Annotated in this window: 22 protein-coding genes; 10 read left to right on the top strand and 12 right to left on the bottom strand. The window is 73.1% G+C overall.

The window, feature by feature from the left end; translation table 11 throughout:
• Positions 1-3: 3 nt before the first annotated feature.
• A complete protein-coding gene (locus tag ACFWNV_RS08750) occupies positions 4-999 on the bottom strand; it encodes a hypothetical protein (RefSeq protein ID WP_383942629.1) in 996 nt (331 codons plus the stop codon).
• A gap of 131 nt (positions 1000-1130) precedes the next feature.
• On the bottom strand, positions 1131-1916 hold the full coding sequence (locus ACFWNV_RS08755) for an IclR family transcriptional regulator (protein ID WP_383942632.1): 786 nt from the start codon (positions 1914-1916) through the stop codon (positions 1131-1133).
• Positions 1917-2072: 156 nt separating this feature from the next.
• On the opposite strand from ACFWNV_RS08755, the gene ACFWNV_RS08760 reads away from it, so the two are divergent.
• Positions 2073-3596, top strand: coding sequence for an aldehyde dehydrogenase (NADP(+)) (locus tag ACFWNV_RS08760; RefSeq protein WP_383942634.1), 1524 nt, complete (start codon positions 2073-2075; stop codon positions 3594-3596).
• 28 nt (positions 3597-3624) lie between these two features.
• Here the strand turns inward: ACFWNV_RS08760 and ACFWNV_RS08765 are convergent, their stop codons facing one another.
• Both ACFWNV_RS08765 and ACFWNV_RS08770 read right to left on the bottom strand, forming a co-directional pair.
• Entirely contained in the window at positions 3625-3993 is a 369-nt protein-coding gene (locus ACFWNV_RS08765) for an SHOCT domain-containing protein (protein WP_383942636.1), read from the bottom strand.
• Positions 3994-4051: 58 nt separating this feature from the next.
• A complete protein-coding gene (locus ACFWNV_RS08770) occupies positions 4052-4498 on the bottom strand; it encodes a DUF6325 family protein (protein WP_383942639.1) in 447 nt (148 codons plus the stop codon).
• Positions 4499-4639: 141 nt separating this feature from the next.
• Between ACFWNV_RS08770 and ACFWNV_RS08775 the strand changes: the two genes are divergently transcribed.
• The 3 genes from ACFWNV_RS08775 to ACFWNV_RS08785 all read left to right on the top strand — a co-directional run bounded on the left by ACFWNV_RS08775 (position 4640) and on the right by ACFWNV_RS08785 (position 6504).
• Positions 4640-4867, top strand: coding sequence for a hypothetical protein (locus ACFWNV_RS08775; RefSeq protein ID WP_383942642.1), 228 nt, complete (start codon positions 4640-4642; stop codon positions 4865-4867).
• A 92-nt stretch (positions 4868-4959) separates the two neighbouring features.
• On the top strand, positions 4960-6234 hold the full coding sequence (locus ACFWNV_RS08780) for a TerD family protein (RefSeq protein WP_383942645.1): 1275 nt from the start codon (positions 4960-4962) through the stop codon (positions 6232-6234).
• 102 nt (positions 6235-6336) lie between these two features.
• Positions 6337-6504, top strand: a complete 168-nt coding sequence (locus ACFWNV_RS08785) for a hypothetical protein (RefSeq protein WP_383942648.1) — start codon at positions 6337-6339, stop codon at positions 6502-6504.
• A gap of 113 nt (positions 6505-6617) precedes the next feature.
• Here ACFWNV_RS08785 and ACFWNV_RS08790 read toward each other — a convergent pair whose 3' ends face one another.
• Positions 6618-8084 carry an alkaline phosphatase PhoX gene (locus ACFWNV_RS08790; RefSeq protein WP_383942651.1) on the bottom strand — a complete coding sequence of 489 codons (1467 nt, stop codon included), beginning with the start codon at positions 8082-8084 and terminating at the stop codon, positions 6618-6620.
• 166 nt (positions 8085-8250) lie between these two features.
• A complete protein-coding gene (locus tag ACFWNV_RS08795; protein ID WP_383942654.1) occupies positions 8251-9798 on the bottom strand; it encodes a hypothetical protein in 1548 nt (515 codons plus the stop codon).
• A 264-nt stretch (positions 9799-10062) separates the two neighbouring features.
• On the opposite strand from ACFWNV_RS08795, the gene ACFWNV_RS08800 reads away from it, so the two are divergent.
• From ACFWNV_RS08800 to ACFWNV_RS08810, 3 genes are all read left to right on the top strand, one after another.
• Positions 10063-11904: an endonuclease/exonuclease/phosphatase family protein gene (locus ACFWNV_RS08800; RefSeq protein WP_383942657.1), complete on the top strand. Its 1842-nt coding sequence runs from the start codon at positions 10063-10065 to the stop codon at positions 11902-11904.
• Between the two features lie 59 nt (positions 11905-11963).
• Positions 11964-12431, top strand: a complete 468-nt coding sequence (locus ACFWNV_RS08805; RefSeq protein WP_383942660.1) for a GNAT family N-acetyltransferase — start codon at positions 11964-11966, stop codon at positions 12429-12431.
• Between the two features lie 177 nt (positions 12432-12608).
• Positions 12609-12863 (top strand): hypothetical protein, encoded by a 255-nt coding sequence (locus ACFWNV_RS08810; protein WP_383942663.1) that lies wholly within the window; start codon positions 12609-12611, stop codon positions 12861-12863.
• Between the two features lie 169 nt (positions 12864-13032).
• On the opposite strand, the gene dapD is transcribed toward ACFWNV_RS08810, so the two are convergent.
• Entirely contained in the window at positions 13033-14013 is a 981-nt protein-coding gene (gene dapD, locus ACFWNV_RS08815) for a 2,3,4,5-tetrahydropyridine-2,6-dicarboxylate N-succinyltransferase (RefSeq protein ID WP_383942666.1), read from the bottom strand.
• 9 nt (positions 14014-14022) lie between these two features.
• Positions 14023-15306: an MFS transporter gene (locus tag ACFWNV_RS08820; protein ID WP_383942669.1), complete on the bottom strand. Its 1284-nt coding sequence runs from the start codon at positions 15304-15306 to the stop codon at positions 14023-14025.
• A gap of 102 nt (positions 15307-15408) precedes the next feature.
• Here ACFWNV_RS08820 and ACFWNV_RS08825 point away from each other — a divergent pair, with 102 nt between their 5' ends.
• Positions 15409-16281, top strand: a complete 873-nt coding sequence (locus ACFWNV_RS08825; protein WP_383942671.1) for a winged helix-turn-helix transcriptional regulator — start codon at positions 15409-15411, stop codon at positions 16279-16281.
• A 64-nt stretch (positions 16282-16345) separates the two neighbouring features.
• On the opposite strand, the gene ACFWNV_RS08830 is transcribed toward ACFWNV_RS08825, so the two are convergent.
• On the bottom strand, positions 16346-16894 hold the full coding sequence (locus ACFWNV_RS08830) for a TetR/AcrR family transcriptional regulator (RefSeq protein WP_383942674.1): 549 nt from the start codon (positions 16892-16894) through the stop codon (positions 16346-16348).
• 176 nt (positions 16895-17070) lie between these two features.
• Here ACFWNV_RS08830 and ACFWNV_RS08835 point away from each other — a divergent pair, with 176 nt between their 5' ends.
• Positions 17071-18735, top strand: coding sequence for a hypothetical protein (locus ACFWNV_RS08835; protein ID WP_383942677.1), 1665 nt, complete (start codon positions 17071-17073; stop codon positions 18733-18735).
• Between the two features lie 49 nt (positions 18736-18784).
• Here ACFWNV_RS08835 and ACFWNV_RS08840 read toward each other — a convergent pair whose 3' ends face one another.
• Positions 18785-19108, bottom strand: a complete 324-nt coding sequence (locus ACFWNV_RS08840; protein WP_383942679.1) for a DMT family transporter — start codon at positions 19106-19108, stop codon at positions 18785-18787.
• Between the two features lie 213 nt (positions 19109-19321).
• Here ACFWNV_RS08840 and ACFWNV_RS08845 point away from each other — a divergent pair, with 213 nt between their 5' ends.
• Complete coding sequence (locus ACFWNV_RS08845; protein WP_383942682.1) at positions 19322-20233, top strand: hypothetical protein; 912 nt, start codon at positions 19322-19324, stop codon at positions 20231-20233.
• Here ACFWNV_RS08845 and ACFWNV_RS08850 read toward each other — a convergent pair.
• Positions 20220-21527, bottom strand: a complete 1308-nt coding sequence (locus ACFWNV_RS08850; protein WP_383942738.1) for a DUF3616 domain-containing protein — start codon at positions 21525-21527, stop codon at positions 20220-20222. The two genes, ACFWNV_RS08845 and ACFWNV_RS08850, sit on opposite strands and share 14 nt — an antisense overlap.
• Positions 21528-21667: 140 nt before the next feature.
• A complete protein-coding gene (locus tag ACFWNV_RS08855; protein ID WP_383942685.1) occupies positions 21668-23050 on the bottom strand; it encodes a hypothetical protein in 1383 nt (460 codons plus the stop codon).
• Positions 23051-23098 lie beyond the last annotated feature (48 nt).

The raw sequence follows: 23098 nt of genomic DNA on the forward strand, positions 1-23098 counted from the left end.
CCTTCAGGCAGTTCGGCGCCGGGCCAGGAACCGCGCCGTGACACTGACCGCAAGGAGTCCGACGATCATCTGGCCAGCGTAGATCAACTGGGTCGCGGTGGTGGGCCGTTCACCCGGGCCGGGGTCACCGCCCAGCACGGCGGTCATCATCCACATGCCCCAGCACAGGGTCGCCGCCGACCCGGTCCACGCTATGACCAGCGGCCACCACGCCCGCCGCTCCCCGCCCCTGGCGAGCAGCACCGCCCCCGCCGCGGCCGTCAGCGCACACAGCGCGTGGACGAAGGACACCGCTCCCGCATCGGAGGAGTACTGCGCGATCTGGTCCGCATTGTGTCCGGCCGTGCCGCCGAAGGCCCAGTACAGGTGCATCGCCGCCACCACCGCGGCCACCGCCGCCGCGGCTCCCGCCACCACCCCCGTGGGTGACGGGAGCCGCGCCCCGAGGACGCCCTGCCAGGACCGGCCCCAGCGCTCTCGCGCATAGGGCACGAACAGCCCGGTCAGGGCTATGGCTTGGATGATGAAGCCCGGGTAGACCACGTTGAATACCCAGGGATCGAGGAACGGCGGCTGGGCCGCCTGCGCGGTCTCGTCCGGCCCCAGTCCCCCGACGCGCAGGAGGAGTTGGCCGGGGAAGCCGAGGACGATCGGCGTGAGCAGTCCGGTGGCGATGAAGACGGGAAGGACCAGCAGCCAGGCCGGCACGCGCAGCCCCCAGGGCCGGGTGAGCACCAGGACCAGCAGGACCACGCTGGAGTCCATGACCAGCGACAGGCCGTTGAGCACGGTGAAGAACGGGCTGCCCGGCTCCAGGAGCACGCTGCCGTCCGGTATCCCGAGGTGGCTCCCGGCCAGCCAGGCGGTCTTCAGCGTCAGGTAGGGGACGGTGGCGGCGATGGCCGCCGCTCGAAGGAACCTGCGCCCGGCCCCCGGCCGGACGGCCGACGGCTGCGCTGCCCCGGTCGGTCGCGACGTGTGAACGGCTCGTGTGGTCATGGCTCAACGGTCCCGCGTCCGCGCCCCCGCCACCTCCCCCTTGAAGGGGAACCGCCTCCCCCGCCCGGGGGAGGAACCCTGCCCTCCACAACGCCGCCCGCACCGCCGCCCGACGCGGCGCGCCCCGCCCGCTACATCCGCCGCGTCACCACCGACAGCCGGTCGCGCGCCGCGAACAGCGCCGCCTTGATGCCCCGTTCGTGCCCCGGCGTCAGCCGCGCCACCGGCACCGAACAGCTCACCGCGTCCCGCGCCGGCGTCCGGTACGGCACCGCCACGCCGAAGCAGCGCAGTCCGAGGGTGTTCTCCTCCCGGTCCACCGCGTACCCCTGCTCCCGTACCAGTGCCAGGTCCTCGATGAGCCGGTCCCGGTCGGTGATGGTGTGCTCGGTGACGGCTTCGAGCCGCCGCGGCAGCAGTGCGCGCACCTCTTCGTCCGTGTGCGTGGCGAGCAGCGCCTTCCCGAGCGCCGTCGAGTGCACCGGCAGCCGCCGCCCGACGCGGGTGAAGGGCCGCAGGTAGTGCTGGGACTGCCGGGTGGCCAGGTAGACCACGCTCGTCCCGTCCAGGCGGGCCAGGTGGATCGTCTCCGTCGTGTCGTCGGAGAGCCGGTCCAGCGTGGGCCGCGCGGCCGCGACCACCTCGTCCCCGTCGATGTACGAGCTGCCGACGAGCAGGGCCCGTACGCCGATGCCGTAGCGCGTGCCCGTCGCGTCCGTCTCCACCCAGCCCAGGTTCACCAGGGTGCGCAGCAGCATGTAGAGGCTGGATTTGGGCAGGGAGAGGTCGCTCTGGATGTCGGCCAGGCTGTGCAGCCCCGGCCGGGAAGCGAAGTGTTCCAGCAACTGGACCGTGCGTACCGCCGACTTGACGGCCGCCGGTGCTCCCGAGCCCCCCGGCTCGGCTGTGGTGGTCATCCGCCTTCGTGCCCCTCTGTCTCTTGCTGTCTCTTGTCAACCCGGAAGACACGGAAATAGAGTCCACGGTGGATGTGATCATTCATCCAACGGAACAGCGTTCACAATACTGAACGCATCCGCGCGGGTCAGCGTAGATCCAGGAGGCAGTTCGCCATGGCAGCAACACCAGTCTGGAGTGTGGACCCCCGCACCGGGAAGCACCGCGAGCAGGTTGCGGTGGAGGCCACATCCCGGGAGGTGGACGAAGCCGTGCGTGCGGCCCACGCCGCCCGCGGCTCGCTGGCCGACGCCGGGAGGCGCGCCGCCTTCCTGCGCACCGCCGCCGATCTGCTCGACGAGGCGGCCTCCCACGTCATCGAGGCCGCCGACGCCGAGACGGCGCTCGGGCCCGGCCGGCTCACCGGCGAGCTCGCCCGCACCACGGGCCAGTTCCGCGCCTTCGCCGACGCCGTGGACGAGGGCTCGTACCTCGACATCCGCATCGACCGCGCCGATCCCACCACCGCCCCGCCCCGCCCCGAGCTGCGCCGTTACAAGGTGCCGCTGGGCGTGGTCGCGGTCTACGCCGCCTCCAATTTCCCCCTCGCCTTCTCCGTGCCCGGCGGCGACACCGCCAGTGCGCTGGCCGCGGGCTGCCCCGTCGTGGTCAAGGCGCACCCCGACCACCCGGCCACCTCCGAGCTGTGCGCCTCGCTGCTGCGCCGGGCCGCCGTCGCGGCCGGGCTGCCGGCCGAGGTCGTGGCCGTGGTCCACGGGTTCGACGCGGGCCTGGAGCTGATCCGGCACCCGCTGGTCGGCGCCGCCGGGTTCACCGGCTCCATCAAGGGCGGGCGGGCCCTGTTCGACGCGGCCGCCGCACGGCCCGTACCGATCCCCTTCCACGGGGAACTGGGCTCCCTGAACCCGGTCGTGGTCACCCCGGCGGCCGCCGCGGAACGCGCCGAGGAGATCGGCGGCGGACTGGCCGGCTCGGTCACGCTCGGCGTCGGCCAGTTCTGCGTCAAGCCGGGCCTGGTCCTCGTACCCGAGGGTGCGGACGGGGACCGGCTCGCGGGCGCGCTGACCAAGGCCCTCGGCGAGACCGAGCCGGGGGTGCTCCTCGACCACCGGATGCGGGAGAACTTCGTCGCCGGGGTCCGCGAACGCGCCGCGCTGCCCGGGGTCGAAGCGCCCGTCACCCCCGGCTCCGGCGGCGAGCACACCGTCGGCGCGGGCTACCTGAGCGTGCCGGTGCGGACCCTGCTGGAGGGCGGGCCCTACGAGGTGCTCCTGGAGGAGTGCTTCGGCCCGGTCACGGTGCTGGCCCGGTACGCCGGCCAGGACGAGGCCGCCGCCCTGCTCGGGCGGCTCCCCGGCAACCTCACCGCGACCCTCCAGCTGTCGGCCGCCGAGGCGGACGGCGGCCCGGGTCCGGCGGCGGAGCTGATCTCCCAGGTCACCACGCTGGCGGGCCGGGTCGTGGTGAACGGCTGGCCGACCGGTGTGGCGGTGGCCCCGGCCCAGCACCACGGGGGCCCCTACCCGGCGGCGACCTCCCACTCCACCTCGGTCGGCGGCACGGCGATCGAGCGCTGGCTGCGCCCGGTGGCCTACCAGTCGGTGCCGGACGCCCTGCTCCCGGCGGAACTCCGCGAGGCGAACCCGCTGAACCTCCCGCGACGGGTCACGGGAGGCTGAGCGCTGCCGGAACGGGAACGCGGCGGGGTCAGGCGCTCAGCACCCGGGCCTTCTCCGCCGCGAACTCCTCGTCGGTGAGCAGCCCCTGGGCCTTCAGCTCGGCCAGCGCGGTGAGCTGGCCGACCCGGTCGACCGCGGGAACCGGCGCGGCGGCCGGCTGCTGGGCCTGCTGCGACTGCTGCCAGGCCTGCTGCTGCGCCTGCTGCTGGGCGGCCGCCTGGGCCGCCGCCTGGTTGACGAGGGCCTGCTGCTCGGCGTCCGCCGCGGCCTGCTGCTGAGCGCTGCGCTCGGCCTGTCCCCGCTGCATCCGGCCGGACACGGCGGTGGCCGTACCCGCCACCACCGCGGTACGGGCCATCGCGCCCAGCAGACCCGGGCGCCCCATGCGTCGACGCATGACTCTCCTCACCTCAGTTCTCGGTCGGTCAGTTCTCGGTCGCTCAGTTCTCGCTCGGTCAGTTCTCGGTCAGTGCGGCGACGGCTCGTTCGACGCCGTCCCGCGGAACGCGTTCCATGAAGAGCACCCGCCCGTCGGACTCCCGTACCGCCGAGGCCAGGCGCGTGGCCCAGGCGTTCTCCCACACCACGACGAGCGCGGAGGACTCCGGTTCCAGGCCCTGCGCCACGGTCTCCAGGTCCTCGTCGCTCAGCAGGTCGAACTCCTCGCCGAGGACCCGCTCGAACTGATCGGCCACCTCGGAGTCCTCGAGCTCGACCACGGACACCGCGCCGTCCCGCTCCTTGCGGACGAACGTGAGGTCGAGGATGCGGACCACTCCGCTCTCCTGGAGCTCGCGCAGGGCCGGGGCCACATCGCCGTTGAACCGATTGCCGTCGAAGGTGACCACGGCGACGTCCACCGGGCCGATCGATTCGGCCGTAAGAGCTGCACCAGCAGGCATGAGCAAACCTCTTCCATAGCTCTTCCATAGCGCATGAAATCACCGCAAAAGTGACCTTACTCGGCGGGACTGACACCGCATCGCGAGGCGAGGTGCGGAATTGCGTTGCAGGCCGCCGCCCGGGGACGGCACCCTCGGCCCATGCCGAAACCCCACGGATTCTCGTACGAACAGCGCGGCGACCAGAGCGTCGTCATCACCCATCAGGGCCGGTCCGCGGCCACCCTCCGGGGCGGGCGGGCCGCCGCGTTCCTGGCCGAGGTCGAAGCCGGTGACGCCCAGCTCGTCATGGCGCGCTGGACCGGCTCCTACAAGTTCGGCAACGAGCGGACCGCCAGGAACCACCCCCGCAACCGGGGCCGGGTCTGAGGCACGGGTGGGACACGGGTGAAGAACCGGGAAACCGGGTGAAAGTAAGGGAACGGCAAAGCCACCTCGGTCGTTCTCCCGGCATGACCGCTATGACCCCTGGTTCCAACCTGCCGCTCAATGCCGTCCGCGTGACGGTGGACGTGGCTGCCCCGGTGCGGCTCGACGTGTCCGCGCTGCTCCTCGCCGCCGACGGCAAGGTGCGTTCCGACGCCGATTTCATCTTCTTCAACCAGCCGTCCGGCCCCGGCGTCACCTACCGCTCGGGCGGCGGCACGGCACCGGACTCGATCACCGTGGACACCGGCTCGGTTCCGCCCGGCATCGAGCGGATCGTCATCACCGCCAGCCCGGACGCCGCGGGCCAGTCCTTCCAGGGCATCGAGCCCACCGCCACCGTGCGGGACGCCGGCGGCGGAGCGGTGATCTCCACCTTCACCCCGCCGCGGCTCGGCACGGAGACCGCCCTGGTGGTCGTCGAGGTCTACCAGCGCGGCGGCGTGTGGAAGGTGCGCGCGGTCGGCCAGGGGTACGCGAACGGCCTCGCCGGCATCGCGACCGACTTCGGGGTCTCGGTGGAGGACGAGCCGGCTCCGGCGGCCGCCGCCCCGGCCCCGGTAGCCCCGCCCGCACCGCCCGCGCCCCCGGCTCCCCCCGCGGCGCCGCCCACGTACGCGGCCTCCCCGTGGCTCACCAGCGGCGCACCCGGGACGGCCCCGGCACCCGCGCCGGTCGCCCCCGCGCCGGTCGCGGCTCCCGCCGCCGCTGCCGCCGCTGCCCCCGGCGCCGGGAAGATCAACCTCGACAAGGGCCGGGTCAGCCTCCAGAAGAACCAGACCGTCTCCCTGGTCAAGGGCGGCCGCCCGCTGCTCTCCCAGGTCAAGATGGGCCTCGGCTGGGAGCCCGCGTTCCGCGGCCGGGACATCGACCTGGACGCCTCGGTCATCGCGTACGGCCCGCAGCGCAACCACATCGACAGCTGCTACTTCGGCAAGCTGTCCATCCTGGGCGGCTCCGTCAAGCACTCCGGTGACAACCTCACCGGCGAGGGCGCGGGTGACGACGAGGTGATCGTCGTGGACCTCGGCCGGCTGCCCGCGGACGCGACGGGCCTCGTCTTCACGGTCAACTCCTTCTCCGGCCAGAAGTTCACCGAGGTGGCCAAGGCCTACTGCCGCCTCATCGACGCCGCGACCAACGAGGAGCTGGTCCGCTTCGACCTCACCAGCGCCGAGCCGCAGACCGGCGTGATGATGGCCAAGCTCATCAAGCAGTTTTCGGGCGAATGGGAGATGACGGCCATGGGCGAGTTTGTGAAGTCGCGCACAGTGCGGGGCATGGTGAAGCCGGCCGCACAGGCACTCTGAGCAGGTGAGCGGGCACATGGAGCAACGGACGCCCTCCCCGGGTGATCTGTTCCACCCTTAATACGGAGGTGGCTGTCAGTGCCCGCCCGTAGCCTTGGAACCATGCACCAGACACTCCAGCCCGCGGGCCCCGCGCGCCCGTCCGCCGCCGAGGCGAACGAGGCGATCCGGCAGCTCGTCGAGAGCCGGGTGGACGGCGAGTGGCCCTCCGAGGCGTACGAGTTCCTCCTCGAAGAGTGGGCCGCGGCCAGCCGCGCCGAATCTCAGTAAACGAACAGACGCACAGACGAAGAGACGCACAGAGCGAGACGACGAGAAGAGCCGCCGGGCCCGAAGACCCGGCGGCTCTTCTCATGTCCGCCGCTCCCGGATCAGCGCCCGGATCAGCGCCCGCGCCGCCACGGTCCCGTGACGGCCAGCATGATGCCCGGGTCCTGGATGTTGGCGAAGAGCGTCCGCCCGTCCGGGGAGAAGCAGACCCCCGTGAACTCCGAGTACTCCGGCTCCTCGGCCGTCCCCATGTTCATCTCGTTGCGGGCCAGCGGGTAGGTGCGCCCCGACTCGGTCGCGCCGAAGAGGTGCTGGAGCCCCGAGCCGTCCTCGGCGATGATCAGACCGCCGTACGGGGAGACGGTGATGTTGTCCGGGCCGTCGTACCCGCCGTCCACCGACGGGTCGGCGTTCACCCCGAGCAGGACCTGCAGCCGCACCGTGCGCCGCTTGGGGTCGTAGAACCACACCTGGCCGTCGTGGGCCGCGCCCGGGCTCTCCTCACGGGCGTAGGAGGAGACGAAGTACGCCCCGCCGTCGGCCCACCACATGCCCTCCAGCTTGCGCGCGCGGGTCACGGCCGACGCGCCGAACTGCTTGCGCACCGCCACGGTCCGCGCGTCGCGGTCCGGGACCGGCACCCAGTCCACCCCGTAGGTGGTGCCGATCTTCGTCGCGCGCGAGAGGTCGTCGACGAACAGCCCCGCGCTGTCGAAGCACTTGGCGGCCGCCAGCACACCGGCGTCGGCGGCGAGCGTACGGAGCTTGCCGCGCCCGTGGCGGAAGCCGCTCGGCGGGGTCCAGCGGTAGAGCAGCCCGTTGGGGCCGGAGGCGTCCTCGGTGAGGTAGGCGTGGCCCTGCCGCGGGTCGATGACGACGGCCTCGTGGGCGTACCGGCCGAAGGCCTTGACCGGCTTCGGGTCGCGGTTGGCCCGGCGGTCGTGCGGGTCCACCTCGAAGACGTAGCCGTGGTCCTTCGTCATCCCGTTCTTCCCGGCGAGGTCCTCGTTCTCCTCGCAGGTCAGCCAGGTGTTCCAGGGGGTGGAGCCGCCCGCGCAGTTGGTCGACGTACCGGCGATGCCCACCCACTCGGCGACCTCGCCGCCGCGCCGGACCTCGACGACCGTGCAGCCGCCGGCCGCGCCCGGGTCGTAGACGAGGCCCTCGGTGAGCGGGACGGGGTGCGTCCAGCCCGAGCGGGGGCCCTTCAGCTCGTGGTTGTTGACGAGGAGGGTGACGCCCCGGTGGCCCTCGAAGGCGGCGGTGCCGTCGTGGTTGGAGGGGGTGCTCTCGCCCGAGTCGAGCGAGGTGACCCCGCTGTGGGTGATCACGCGGTAGGTGAATCCGGCGGGCAGGGCCAGGATGCCGGCCGGGTCGGGCACGAGCGGGCCGTAGCCGGGACCGCGGCCGTGGCCGTGCCCGTGGCCCTGAGCCCGGTCCGGGCCGGCGTCCTGCAGTGCGCCGTCGTCCGCGGCGAGGGCCCCGGGGGCGGTGGCGAGTGCGCCGACCGTTCCGGTGAGCGCGACTCCGGCACCCGCGAGTGCGGTGCGGGCGGTGAAATCTCTGCGGCTGAGCGGCATCGGGTCTCCAGGGGTGGGGAGGTGGTGCGCCTGTCGTGCGGTCGTCGGCGCACACGCTCCCGCCCGCACGTGAACGCCGACTGAACTACCCGGGAAAACGAATCGACCCCTTGCCCGGTGTCCCCGTTGGCCGACTCCCTTTCGGGAACGGCTGGTTACCAGCGCCTCACACGCCCCGGGAACGCGCCTTGAACGCGGCCTTCCGGGCTTCCTTGGCCGCCTTCCTGTCGGGGTGCAGCCGCCCCATCGCCTCCAGCACCTGGGCCGTCGCCGGGTGCTCCACGCGCCAGGCCTGCTCGAAGAACCCGGTGTGGTGGTCGGTCAGCGATGCGATCAGGAGCGGCAGCTCCGCCTCGGCGCCCTCCCCGCCGTCGGCTCCCCCGCCGCCCGCACCGCCCGTCGCGAGCTGCGCCGCGATCGTGTCGACCGTCAGCCAGAACACCATCTCCTGGTCCGGCGCCGGTACGTCGGCCACCCCGCGCTCGGCCAGCCAGACCCGGGCGAGCCCGCCGAGTTCGTGGTCGTCCAGTACCGCGCGGACGGCCTGCTCGGCCTCCGCTCCGGCCGGAGCGAGGGCCTGCTGGCAGCGCAGCCGGCGCAGCGGGCCGCCGGGGTCGGCGCCGCGCGCGGCGGCGAGCAGCTCCGTGACGGCTTCGGGTACGGGGCGGCCGGCCAGCCACTGCTCGATCTCGGCCTGGGCGGCGGCCTCGGAGTAGTGGGAGACCACGTCGAGCAGGACGTCCGCGCCCTTGTCGGCCAGTTCTCCCACGGCCGGGGCCTCGACGCCCGCCTCCAGCATGCGCGCCCGGATCCCGTAGAGCCCGAGCGGGGTCAGGCGGACCAGCCCGTACCGGGAGACGTCCTCCTCGTCGGGGGCGGCGCCGTCGGCGGCGCCCGCGCCCGCGAGGAACTCCTCGTCCTCGGCCTCCGCCATCAGCTCCTCGTCGACGGGGCGGAACTCGACCAGTCCGATCGGCTCCAGCTGCCGGAACTGGTCGTCGAGGCGCATCATCGCGTCCGAGACCTGTTCCAGTACGGCGTCGGTGGGGTCGCCCATGTCGTCCGGCACCACCATCGAGGCGGCGAGCACCGGGAGCGGTACCGGGCCGTCGGCCGTGCCGCCTTCGGCCACGGCGAGCAGGTAGAGGTTGGCGAGCACCCCGTCGAGGAAGTCGGCCTCGCGGCGCGGGTTCCAGTCGAGCTGGTCGAAGTCGATCTCGCCCCCCGCATCGAGGGCGTCGACGAGGTCGTCCAGGGCCGGTACCGCCGCGTCCGCGAGGACGGTGTCCAGGGCCGCCAGCCACAGGTCGAGCACGTCGCCCGGGGTTCCGCCGGTCACCAGGGCCAGGTCCTCGCCGGGCTCGGCGGTGCCGAACTCCCGGTCGTCCCCGTCCGCTTCCCCGGCGGCGGAGCCGTCCTCCTCCTCCTCCGGTTCGGTGACGTCGACGAGGCCGGTGTCGACGGCCACCCGCCAGGCCTGGCTCGCGTGGGCGGCGGAGTCCTCGTCGGCGGGGTCGAGGCCCAGCAGGGCCACCGCGTCGGGCAGTTGCGCGGCGACGAGCTCGCCGCCGGTGTCCACGCGGGTGTCCGGTCCGGCCCAGCGGGCCAGGCGCACGGCGCGGGCGAACAGCGGGGCGGCCAGGGCGTCGCGGGCCAGTTCCGCGTCGGGGAGCAGCCGTACCGGCGGCAGCGTGGGGTGCGAGTCTGCGGACATGGGGCGGTTCTCCTCGCGGGCACGGGTGGTTCGGGTACGGGGTGGTTCGGGTGGATCAGTACGGGTGGTTCGGGCGGTTCGTCTACAGGTCGTACGGCGCCCCAGAGTAGACGCATTTCGGGCGCTCCCGGCGGCCCCTCCCCTTTGGTTCATCCCACAGTCAACCTCCGTATTCCCTGTAGGGCTTGACAACTTTGCCGGGCACGAAGGAAATTGACGCGCGTAGATATCTGCTTCCCCCTCCACACACCGGAGTTCCCGCCCATGCGCTCCTCGCATCCCCGTTCCGCCGCCGTCGCGGCCCTCGTCGCCACCGCGCTGGCCACCGGCCTGCTCGCGGGCACCGCCGACGCGGCCGAAGGCGCCGTGTCCGCCGATCCGATACGCATCCACGACATCCAGGGCGCCACCCGCACGTCCCCGCTGGTCGGCAAGCAGGTCACCGATGTGGCGGGCATCGTCACGGGCGTGCGCACCTACGGCTCGCGCGGGTTCTGGATCCAGGACCCCGACACGGACGACGACGACGCCACCAGCGAGGGCGTGTTCGTCTTCACCAACTCGGTCCCGACCGTCGCGGTCGGCGACGCCGTCACCGTCTCCGGTCTGGTCGGCGAGTACGTCCCCGGCGGCGTCGCCTCCGGCAACCAGTCGGTCACCCAGATCTCCAAGCCCGTCGTGGCCGTGGTCTCCTCCGGCAACGCGCTGCCCGCGGTCACCGCCGTCAACGAGTACTCGGTCCCCTGCGCGTACGCCCCGGAGGGCGACCCGGCCGCCGCCGGCAGCATCAACGGCCTGACCCTGGAGCCCTCGCGCTACGCCCTGGACTACTACGAGTCCCTGGAAGGCATGAACATCGCGATCGGCAACTCGCGCGTGGTCGGCGCCACCGACCCGTACGCCGAGCTGTGGGTGACGGTGAAGGGCTGGGAGAACAACACCAAGCGCGGTGGCACGCTCTACGGTTCGTACGACTCCCAGAACACCGGCCGCCTCCAGATCCAGCAGCTCGCGCCCCTCGCGCAGCAGCCGTTCCCGGTGGCCAACGTCGGCGACAAGCTGACCGGCCGCACCGAAGGCCCGCTGGACTTCAACCAGTTCGGCGGCTACACCCTGGTGGCCCGCACCCTCGGCACGGTCAAGCCGGGCACCCTGGCCCCGGAGAAGACCAAGCCGCAGGCCGAGAAGGAACTCTCGGTGGCCACGTACAACGTGGAGAACCTCGACCCGACCGACCCGCAGGAGAAGTTCGACAACCTGGCGAAGGCCGTCGTCGAGAACCTCGCCTCCCCCGACATCCTCGCCCTGGAGGAGATCCAGGACGACAACGGGGCCAAGAACGACGGCACGGTCTCGGCCGGTGCCACCGTGGCCAAGTTCACCGCGGCCATCGCGGCCGCGGGCGGCCCGGCGTACCAGTGGCGCTCGGTGGACCCGGAGGACAAGAAGGACGGCGGTGAGCCCGGCGGCAACATCCGCCAGGTGTTCCTCTTCAACCCGGAGCGGGTCTCCTTCACCGACCGGGCCCCGGGCGACGCCGTGACGGCGACCGGTGTGGTCAAGGAGAAGGGCAAGGCCGCCCTGACGCACTCCCCCGGCCGCATCGACCCGGCGAACCCGGCGTGGGCGGACAGCCGCAAGCCGCTGGCCGGCGAGTTCGTCTTCCGCGGCAAGACGGTCTTCGTGATCGCCAACCACTTCGGTTCGAAGGGCGGCGACGAGGGCCTGGCCTCCTCGCACCAGCCTCCGGTGCGCTCCTCCGAGGCCAAGCGGCTGCTGCAGGCGCAGGCCGTGAACGGCTTCGTGAAGGACCTCCTGGCCGTGGAGAAGAAGGCCGCGGTCCTCGTGGTCGGCGACATCAACGACTTCGAGTTCTCGGACACGGCGAAGGCGCTGGAGGACGGCGGGGCGCTGTACTCGGCGATCAAGTCGCTGCCGAAGCCGGAGCGCTACTCCTACGTCTACCAGGGCAACGCGCAGGTCCTGGACCAGATCCTGACGAGCCCGGGCATCAAGCAGTTCAGCTACGACAGCGTGCACATCAACGCGGAGTTCGCGAACCAGAACAGCGACCACGACCCGCAGGTCGTGCGCTTCCGCCCGTAGCGGCGGCGCCGAAGGGGCCGGGCCGCACCGCCGCCCGGCCCCTTTGGCATGATCCCGGCATGATCTTCCGTACCGCTACCCGCCAGGACCTGCCCGCCGTACTGGCCCTGCTGGCCCAGGACGAGAACCCGGCCGCGGCCGCCACCGGAGCCCCGGCACCGGCACCGGAGCCGGTCTCCGAGGCCCACGAGCGGGCCTTCGCCGCGATCGAGGCGGACCCGCGCAACGAGATGCTGGTCCTGGAGCAGGACGGGGAGCTCGTCGGCTGTCTGCAGCTGACCTACGTTCCGGGTCTGGGCCAGGGCGGCCGGGAGCGGGCCCTCGTGGAGGCGGTACGGATCCGCGCGGACCGGCGGGGCGGGGGGCTCGGGGCCCGCCTGATGGAGCTGGCGGCGGACCGGGCCCGCGCGCACGGCTGCGGCCTGGTGCAGCTCACCAGCAACAAGCGGCGCACCGCCGCGCACCGGTTCTACGAGCGGCTGGGCTACGCCCGGAGCCACGAGGGCTTCAAGCTGCCGCTGACCTGATCCGACCGGGGTCCGGGCCGGGGACCGGGCCCGGAGTGCGGACGGTCGGGAGCCGAGGTAGGGACCTTTGGCCCTGGCGTGACGCTCAGCACATCCCTACCCATTCGGGCGGTTCTGGTGTTGAGTGTCCCCACGCCCGATCTTGTACCGCACTCCAGCACTCCTTTGGAGGACCGCGTGTTCCCCTCCATTTCCCTCGCTCAGGAAATCGGCATCGCCGTCCTGCTCGTGGCCGCCGCCGTCTGGCTGATCGGCCTCGGCCACATGCTGTGGGACAGCCGTTTCCACCACCCGGAGCCAGGCGCCTTCGAAGGCCTCTCGGTCATCCCCGCCCAGCGCGGCGTCTCCGTCCATCCGATGGAGTCGGTGGAACTGACCGAGGCGGAGCAGCAGGCCTTCGCCGGGCTGGTCCGCACGATCCCCCTGCGCTGACCGCCGCCGGCCGGATCCCCGGCCCGCGGGGACCCCGCGTGCGCAATGCCCCTCCCCCGCTCGGGGCGGGAGGGCGCTCACCACGCACGACGCCCTCCCACCCCGACGGGGTGGGAGGGCGTCGGCAGGACCAGGACCGGACCGGGGTCGGTCGCGTTGCGGCTGTAGGTCAGTTGTGGCTGTGCAGGACCTCGTTCAGGCCGCCCCAGGCCGCCTTGTACGGGCGGGCCTCGACGGCGCCGGTGACCGAGTTGCGGCGGAAGAGGATGTTGTCGGCGCCGGAGAGCTCCAGGGCCTTGACGATCTGGCCGTCCGGCAGGGTCACCCGGGTGCCGGCGGTGACGTAGAGACCCGCCTCCACGACGCACTCGTTGCCCAGGGCGATGCCGATGCCCGCCTCGGCGCCGATCAGGGTGCGCTCGCCGATCGAGATGATCTGCTTGCCGCCGCCCGACAGGGTGCCCATGGTGGACGCGCCGCCGCCGATGTCGGAGCCGTCGCCGACCACGACGCCCGCGGAGATCCGGCCCTCGACCATGGAGGTGCCCAGGGTGCCGGCGTTGAAGTTGACGAAGCCCTCGTGCATGACGGTGGTGCCCTCGGCGAGGTGCGCGCCCAGGCGGACCCGGTCCGCGTCGGCGATGCGCACGCCCTTGGGGGCGACGTAGTCCGTCATCCGCGGGAACTTGTCGATCGAGGTGACCTGGAGGTGCAGGCCCTCGGCGCGGGCGTTCAGGCGGACCGTCTCGACCTGGTCGATCGCGACCGGGCCCAGCGAGGTCCAGGCGACGTTGGCCAGCAGGCCGAAGACGCCGTCCAGGTTCTGGCCGTGCGGCTTGACCAGGCGGTGGCTGAGCAGGTGCAGGCGCAGGTACGCGTCGTGCGCGTCCAGCGGCTTGTCCTCCAGGGAGGCGATCACGGTGCGGACGGCTACGACCTCGACGCCGCGGACCGCGTCCTGGCGGATCGCCTTGGGCGCGGTGGCCCCCAGCAGCTCCACGGCCTGCTCGGCGGTGAGGCGCTCGGTGCCGGCCGGGCCGGGCTCGGCGACCAGCTGGGGGGCGGGGAACCAGGTGTCGAGGACGGTGCCGTCGGCGGTGATGGTGGCAAGTCCGGCGGCGACGGCGCCGGTGGTACGCGTAGCAGTCATGCCCGAAACCTAACCGGCGACGGCCCGCGGTCGCGAACCGGTCTCATGTGCCGGGCGCGGGTCGTGTCGCGCCGGGTCCTCCGCGGGCCCCGGCGCCGGATCCCGCACCGGGTGCTGCTCTCCCGCAGGTCGCGGCCCCCGCCGGCCCCGCGCCCCCATCCACAGCACCGCCCCGCCCGCCCCTGCCGCCAGCGCCGCGCACAGCGGCCACAGCAGCCCGGGCGCCGCGGAGTACAGGGTCCCGCCGAGCGGTCCGCCGAGTACGACGCCACTGGCCGAGACCCCCGCGTACAGGCTCTGGAACAGCCCGATGGCGTGCGGGGGCGCCTGGTCGGCGACGTAGGCGGTGGCGGTGGTCTTGTAGAGGATCTCCCCGAGGCTCAGCAGCAGCATCATCGCCACGGCCGTCCCGATCCCGGCCCCGAGCAGCAGCGCCCCGTACCCGGCGCCGACGAGCAGGAGTCCCGCGCCGATGACGGCCAGCGGCGGGCGGGTGCGCAGGGCGACGGCGGCCGGCAGTTCCAGGAGGAGGATGACGGCGCCGTTGAGGGCGATGATCAGCCCGTAGGCGCCGGTGTCCAGGCCGTGGTCGGCCAGGTAGACCGGGAAGGTCGAGTACTGCTGGCGGTAGATCACGTCGACGACGAGGATCGCGGCCAGCAGGACGAGGACGGCGGGCCTGGCCCGGAGCTCCCCCCACACGCCGCGGCCCAGACCCCCGTCCGGGGCCGCGGCGGGGGTGTTCGCGGCGCCCCGCGCGGGAACGACGCGGGCGGTCCAGACGGCGAAGACGAGGGTGCCGATGCCGTCGGCGACGAAGAGCCAGTCGTAGGAGAGCCCGGTCGCGATGAGCGCGCCGAGCGGTGCTCCGAGGGTGAAGCCGCCGTTGGACACGCAGCGGACCACGGCGAAGGACGGGCGGCGCGCCCCCTCGGGGACGATCACGGCGACGAGGGCGGCGTTGGCGGAGCGGATCGCCCCGATGGCGTACTGGGCCGGGGGCAGGGCCGCGTAGAGCGCGGCGGTGGGCAGCACCGGCAGGAGGATGAGGGCTCCTCCGGCGAGCGCGGAGGCGATGAGCAGCACGCGGCGGTGGCCGTGGCGGTCCCCGAAGCCGCCACCGGTGAAGTTGCCTGCGACCAGGCCGATGCCGCCGATTCCGGTGATGAGGCCGGCCTCGGCGACGGAGAGCCCGCGCGGGCCGGTCAGGTACACGAAGACGAAGACGAAGGTGAAGCTGGACACGGCGTTGACGAAAACGCCCGGCGAGAGCAGCCACACCGCTCTGGGCACGTCCTTGAATCCTTGCAGCACCAGCCGACCCCCGAGTTAGTTCCCTTTGGGAACGGACTATGTCAGCATGACAACCTCGGGTCAACGGACAAAGGAGTGCCCATGACCCAGCGCACGCACCTCGACGACGCGGACTGCTCCATCGCCCAGGCCCTCGACGTCGTGGGCGACTGGTGGACGCTGCTGATCGTGCGCGACGCGGCGCGCGGCGTGCACCGCTTCGACGAGTTCCAGCGCGAACTGGGCATGTCCCGCAAGGTCCTGACGGAACGGCTGAAGCTGCTCGTCGAGGCCGGCGTGCTGACCCGCGAGCCGTACCAGGACCGCCCGGTGCGGCACGCGTACCGGCTGACCCCGCGCGGGCGGGGGCTGCTGCCGGTGCTGGTCGCCCTCCAGGACTGGGGGGACACCTGGATCCTGGGAGAGGGAGAGATGACGGCGACGACCCACGAGGCATCGCGCGAGGCGGTACGGGTCCACGCGCTGCGCGGCACCCGGCTGCCCGAGCTGGTGCTGCCGGACCGTTTCGGCGAGCTCCGCGACCCGGTGGCGGACACGCCGTTCACCGTCCTGTACTGCTTCCCGGGAGCCTTCGCCCGGTCCGAGTCCTACCCGCCGGGGTGGGCCGGGATCCCCGGGGCGCGGGGATGCACCCTCGAATCGTGCACCTACCGCGACCAGCTCGCGGAGTTCACGGCGGCGGGCGCGACGGTGCACGGGGTGTCGACCCAGCGGCCGGACGAGCAGCGGGAGTTCGCGGAGGCCGAGGGGCTCCGCTTCCCCCTGCTCTCCGACGCGGAGCTCGGCCTGGTGACGGCGCTGCGGCTGCCGACCTTCCGGGCGGGGGGGATCAGCCGGCTGAAGCGCCTGACGCTGGTGGTGGACCGCGACCGGACCGTCCGCGAGGTCTTCTACCCGGTCCGGGACATCGAGGCGAGCGTGGCCGCCGCCCTCGCGGCGGTCCGCGGCGCGTAGCCCCGGGGGCGCGGCCGGCGCACCGGAGCCGCGGTCGGCGGAGCCTGACCCGCTCCGGCCACCGTCAGGCCCGCAGCACCCTCCGCAGGATCCCGCAGGCGTACGCCTCGTCGTACTCCGCCCCCGTCAGCAGGACCTGCAGGCTGATCCCGTCCATCACCGCGACCAGCGCCCGGGCCGTCGCCGGGTCCACCCGGTCCGTCAGGGCCGTGGCGACGGCCTCGCACCATTCGGCCGCCACGGGACGCAGCGCGGGACGGCGCAGGGCGGCGAGGTAGAGCTCGTACTCCAACTCCGCCAGCGCCCGGTCCGCCCCGAGGAACCCGCCCAGGAGGACGGCCAGGGCCCCCGCCAGGTCCGCGCCCGGATCGGCCAGCGCCGCGGAGTCCGCCACCGCGCGGGCGAAGCCCTCGTTGGCCTGGCGCAGCGCCGCGACCAGCAGGTCGTCCAGGGTCTTGAAGTGGTACGTCGTGGAGCCGAGCGGTACGTCGGCCTCCGCCGCCACGCTGCGGTGGCTGAGCCCCGCGATGCCGCGGGCGCCCACCACGCGGATCGCCGCGGCGATGATCCGCTCCCGCCGGTCGGGGTCGTAGCGCCGCACCGAGCCGGCCATCAGCGGACGGCTCCCGGCACGGCGGCGGCGGGTGACTGACGAGGCATGCGTACGACAGTACACAGGGCCGCGCACCTCGGCGCAGCCCGATCTTCCGGCCCGGTACAACCCTTTCCCCGCCCGGTGCGTCTCCTCTCCAGATCTTGATCATTCGTCAGCATCCCGGAAGGAGACACATGAGGAAGCGCAGCCTGGCTGCCCTGTGCACGTCCACGGCGCTCGGGGTCGTCCTCGCCGTTCCCACCACCGCCCTGGCGGCCGACCCCGCGGCGTCCGGCTTCAAGGCCTGGACCGACGGCACGCGGATCCACCTGGATTTCGGCGGCTCCAAGCTGCCGAAGCGCCTCAAGGTGCAGCTGCGCAAGGCCGGCAGCACCGCCCCGGTCGCGACGGTCACCTCGTTCGAGTCCACGCCGGACGAGGACCCGTGCAGCCCGTCCTGCCAGGACGACACCGACCCCGGGACCGGCATCCGCTCCGCGCCCCTGCGGCTGGCGGACCTGGGCACGTACAGCGTGGACGTCCTGTACGACGGCACCCTGAGCGAGCCGATCGTGCACAAGGACAAGGCCACCCTCGCCTACGGGCTGATCCCCCGGGTCACCGCCCTCGATGTGGTCGGGAGGCCGGACGTCGAGCACCGGACGGTCACCATCAAGGCCGACGCCGTGGGCCGCGACCCCCGCAACGACACCGAGCGGCCGCTGCCCAACGGCAAGCTGATGCTGGACACGGCGGCGGGCTCCACCCCAGTGTTCACCGACGCCGCGGGGCACATCGAGACGCCGTTCACCTTCACCGGCTCCGAGAAGAACGAGGCGTCGCACGGGACGGCGGTCCGCGTGACCCTCCGGCCGGAGAAGGAGGGGGCGAACAGCCCGCTCGGCGCATCGCGCACGATCCAGACGGCCCAGGGCCCGAGTTCCAGGATCACCCTGGACGCCGCCAAGGTGAGCGCGCCGGACGGCTCCAAGGCTCCGCTGAGCGGCCGGGTCACCTTCAAGGGCGCCGACGGCACCATGAAGCCGGCGCCCGCCGGCACCTGGGTCCAGTCCCGGAACGGGGGCCGGGCGCAGACCGGCGAGGACGGCCGGTTCACCGCACAGATCCCGGTGGACGGCAGGATCACCGGGCTGGTCACCCTCACCGGCTCGGCCTGGATGGCGAGCAGCCAGGCGACCGTGGCCGTGGACCCCTCCACCAGCGCCGGTTTCCACGGGGGCCTGACCACTACCGTCACCCAGGACCGGAAGGTCTCCCTCACCGGCAGGCTGTCCGCGTACGACCTCCCGGCGCCCGCCAAGCTGAAGGTCCTGGTCGAGTTCCAGTCCAGCGGCTCTTCGGAGTGGATCACCAAGGCGACCCGGGAGAGCGCCGCCCCGGCCGGTGACAGCACGCGCGCCGTCACGGCGGCGTCGCTGCCCTATACGGGACCCGGATCCTGGCGGCTGCGGTACGCCGGAACCCCCGACATCCCCGCCGGACCTGCGGGGACCTCCGGCATCGCGGCCCGGGTGGCCACGGCGATCCCGGAGTTCAACGCAGCCCCGGAGCCGGTCAAGGCCGGCCGGCCCATCACGGTCACCGGAAAGCTCACTCACACCCGGTACTACAACGAGACCACGTGGAGCGGGTACGCGGGCCAGCCGGTCCGCGTGTACTTCCGCGCGACCGGCACGACCGCGTGGACCCTGGCGGGTACGGCCACGACGGCGGCCGACGGCACGTTCAAGAAGGCCTTCACGGCCACCAAGGACGGCTCCTGGCAGGCCCGCTACGAGCAGGCCGCGTCCGACCACTTCGCCGCGACGAGCCGCGGGGACCTCGTCGACGTGCAGTAGCAGCGCGGAACGGCACGCATCGATGCCCCGCCGGGATTCCGGCGGGGCATCAGTGCGTGGTCCCCCCGAGGTTCAGCAGCACGACCCCGGCGATCACGAGCACGATGCCGCCGATCTTCGCGGCCGTGGCGGCCTCGCCCATGAAGACCATGCCGATCCCGGCGATCGCGGCCGTGCCGACACCGGCCCAGATCGCGTACGCGGTCCCGACCGACATCGACTTCAGCGTCTGTGCCAGCAGCGTGAAGGCGATGACGTACCCCACCAGCGTGATCAGCGAGGGCCACAGCCTGGTGAAGCCCTCGCTGAACTTCATGGCGGTGGTACCGGCGACCTCGGCGGCTATGGCCGCGGCCAGGAGGAGATAGGGCATGCGTACGACCGTACACAACGATGCGTACATCCGTACACAGAGAAGACGCGGACATCCGGGGCTCGTTCACCAGAACATCCCGCGCGCACGCCGCGCCCCTCCCCGCCGGAGCCCAAGGCCCGGCGGGGCGGGGTCATTTGCGCGCGGCTGCGGGACTTCCCCGGCACCCGCGGTTACGGTGTGCGCCCCGACCGGGGACGGGAGGAGATCCGCATGGACGGTCAGTGGACCCACTGGGGCGGTGGCTGGCTGGCGCCGCGGCCGCCCCGGCCGGGCGTGATATCCCTGCGGCCGCTGGGCTGCGGCGAGATACTCGGCGGCGCCTGCGCCGCCCTCGCCCGGTACTGGGTCCCGCTGACCGGTGCCATGCTCCTCGGCCAGCTCGCCGCCCTGCTGCTGCTCGCCGGGGCCGCCCTGGCCGCCCTCGCGCTGCACGTCCGGCCCGTCGCCGTCCTGGTTCCCGCCGCGGCCCTGGCCACCCTGCTGACCTGCGCCCTGGCCTCCGCCCTGACGGGCGCCGTGCTCCGCCCGGCGGTACTCGGCCGCCGCGCCACCGCCCGTACGCTGCTGCGCGCCGCCCGCCCCCGCTTCGGAGCCGTCCTCGGCACGCAGCTGCTGGCCCTCGGCGCCGTGGCCGGACCGGGCGCCGCCGTCCTGGCCGCCGGGCTGCCCCCGCTGCTCGCGGCCGCCACCCTGCCGGCCGCCCTCGGGCTCGGGGTGCTGTTCGCGCTCGCGCCCACGGTCGCCGCCTGCGAGGGCCCGGGCCCGCTCGGCGCCCTGCGCCGCTCGGCCCGCCTGGTGCGCGGGGCCTGGTGGCGCACGCTCGGCCTCGGCGCCCTCGCCGCCGCGATCGCGCTCTCAGCGGCGTACGCCGTCCAGCTGCCCTTCGCCTTCGCCGGGGCGCTCAGCCTGATCCCGGCGGTGGACGGCGGCTTCGTGCACGCGGTCCTCACCGCGCTCGGCGCGATGGTCGCCCAGACCCTGCTGCTCTGCTTCCCGCAGCTCACCGCCGGTCTGCTCTACACGGACCGGCGGATCCGCCGCGAGGACCTGGCGGCGGAGCTCACCAGACAGTCCGAGCCGCCCGAGCAGCCCGAGCAGCCCGGGGAGCTCAGTTCAGCGTGAACCAGGCCGCGCGGGACTTCTTCCACTCCGGGTGGGTGAGGTCCTTGGCCTCGGTGCCGTCGCCGTACAGGTCGGCGGAGCCGCTGTCGGTGATCAGCTGCACCCGCGCGCCCGCGACCGACAGGTCGGGGACCGCCACGATGGCCTCCCAGCCGCCCGGGTCGGTGGTCGGCAGGTCGGCCCGCTTGACCGGGGCGTGGCCCGCGATCCCGTCCCACTGGTAGAGGGCGTAGGGGTCGGAGTTGTCGTCCGCGGCCCAGGAGCCGGCCAGGATCAGGTACTGGTCGGCGGCGTTCTTGCGGATGTCACGGATCGCGAGCCCGCCGAGGTCGAGCTCTATGCCCGCGCCGAAGGTGGCCTTGGTCCCGCTGGAGATCACCTTGTCGAAGTTGGTCACCGGCACGATCAGGGCCTTGCCGCCGGGCACCGCCGGGGCCAGCGGGGCGCGGAAGCCCAGGTAGGCGGTGGTGGTGGAACCGGGGGCGAACTCCAGCCCCTCCACGTTGAACCCGTCGATCTGCTTCGGCGCCTCACCGTCGGCCGTACCGGCGGCGAAGCCGTAGCGGTTCCCGTTCGCCTTGTCCCAGGCCACCAGGTCGTCGCGGAGCTTCTTGTACGAACGCCCGTACGCGAGCTGCGCGGTGGAGCCGGAGCCGCTGAGCGTGGTGGTGAACACGGTGTTGCGCGGGGCCTTGTACTCGCCGTCCTTGTTGTTGCCGAGCGAGCCCGTCCAGTAGATGGTGTTGCCGATCAGGGTCGCGCCCTCGATGTCCACCTCCTTGGTGACGCCGAGCTGCGAGCTGAAGTCCCAGGTCCGGACCGGGGCCGCGGAGTTGGCGCGGTCGTACAGCCGCAGCACGTTGCTCTCGTCGTCGGCGACGACGGTGTGGCCGCCGCCGACGTCCACGGCGGCCGAGGAGTCGGAGGCGCCGGTGAAGTAGCGGGCGTCGGCCGGGTTCTGCACGGCGGAGGAGGCGGCGTAGTACAGCGTCTTGGTGGCGGTCTTGCCGCCCAGCCCGGTCACCTTGACGGTGAGGTTGGTGTAGCCGCGGCCGCGGGCGGCGACCGCCAGCTTGCGGACCGCGCCGGCCCCGGTGAAGCTCACGTCGCCGGTCCCGGCGACCGTGGCCTTGCTGGAGGCCGAGGCGCTGACGGTGAGCGCGGAGACGTCCGCGCCGCTCTGCGCCACGGTCACGTCCACCGTCGGGTCACCCGTCGCGCCGACGGCCCCGGACAGGTAGGCGGCGGACAGCGAGATGGTGGGCGTGCCGTAGGTCACCGCCTGCGCGGGCATGGCCGTGGCGGCGAGGAGCAGGGCCGCGATGCCCGCGACACCGGCGGTCGCGAGGTGGGCGTGCTTCTGGGTCTTCCGCATCGTCTGCTTCCTCTGCTGCTCGGGCTGCTCGTGCTGCTCGTACTGCTCGGCGTGCTGCTTCATCGGGATCCCCCGCGCATCGGGCCGAGCGCGAACCATCCGGACCGGGACTTCTTCCACTCCGGGTGGTCGAGGTCCTTGGCCTCGGTACCGTCGCCGTACAGGTCGGCGGAGCCGCTGTCGGTGATCAGCTGGACGCGGGCGCCGGGCACGCGCAGGTCGGGTACGGAGACCACGGCCTCCCAGCCGCCCGGGTCGGTGGTCGGCAGGTCGGCCCGCTTGACCGGGGCGTGGGCCGGGTTGCCGTCCCACTGGTAGAGGGCGTACGGGTCGGAGTTGTCGTCCGCGGCCCAGGAGCCGGCCAGGATCAGGTACTGGTCGGCGGCGTTCTTGCGGATGTCGCGGATCGCGAGCCCGCCGAGGTCCATCTCGACCGGCTCGCCGAAGACCGGCTTGGCCGCGCCGGCCACGACCTGGTCGATGTTGGTGACGGGCACGACCAGGGCCTTGCCGCCGGGTACCGCGGGGGCGAGCGGGGCGCGGAAGCCCAGGTAGGCGGTGGTGGTGGAACCGGGGGCGAACTCCAGCCCCTCCACGTTGAACCCGTCGATGCTCTTCGGGATCTTGCCGGCCGCCGTGCCCGCGGCGAAGCCGAAGCGGTTCCCGTGGGCCGTGTCCCAGGCGATGAGGTCCTCGCGCAGGCCCTTGTAGGCGGACCCGAGGACGACCTCGGTGTCGGCGCCGGTCCCGGTGAGCCGGGTGGTGAAGACGGTGTTGCGCTCGGCCTTGTACTTGCCGTCCTTGTTGTTGCCGAGCGAGCCCGTCCAGTACACGGTGTCGCCGACGCGGGCGGCGGCCTCGATGTCGGCTTCCTTCTTGATGCCGAGCGCGGGGCCGAGGTCCCAGGTCTTCACGGGGGCGCCCGAGCGGGAACGGTCGTACAGGCGCAGCACGTTGGTCTCGTCGTCGGCGACCAGCGCGTAGCCGCCGCCGACGTCCACGGCGGCCGAGGAGTCGGCGGAGCCCGTGAGGTAGCGGGTGGAGAAGGCGGCGGCCACCCGCGCCGAAGCGGCGTAGGAGAGGGTGGCCGTGGCCGTCCTGCCGCCGCGGCCGGTCACCCGCAGCGTCAGGTCGGTGTGGCCCTGGGCCCGCGGGCGGACGGTCAGCTCGCGCTCGCCGCGGCCGGTCCGGCCGATGTGCACGTCGCCGGGGCCGGCGACGGCCGGGTTGCTGGAGGAGAGGACGTCGACCTTGAGGAACGCGGCGGGCATGCCCTCCTGCGCGATGTCCACGGTGACGGCCGGGTCTCCGATCGCACCGACGGCCCCGGACAGGTACCCGGCCGAGAGCGCGATGGTCGGTTCGGCGGCGGCTTCCTGTGCGGCGTGGGCGGGCGCGGCCAGTCCTGCGGTGAGCAGGGCGGCGGCTCCGGCGGCTCCCACGGCACCGAGGCGGCGTGCCGGTGAAGGGCGAACGGTCAACGGAGGTCC

Origin of the sequence: Streptomyces sp. NPDC058401 (genome assembly GCF_042722885.1) — a bacterium.
In the GTDB taxonomy this organism is placed as follows: Bacteria; Actinomycetota; Actinomycetes; order Streptomycetales; family Streptomycetaceae; genus Streptomyces.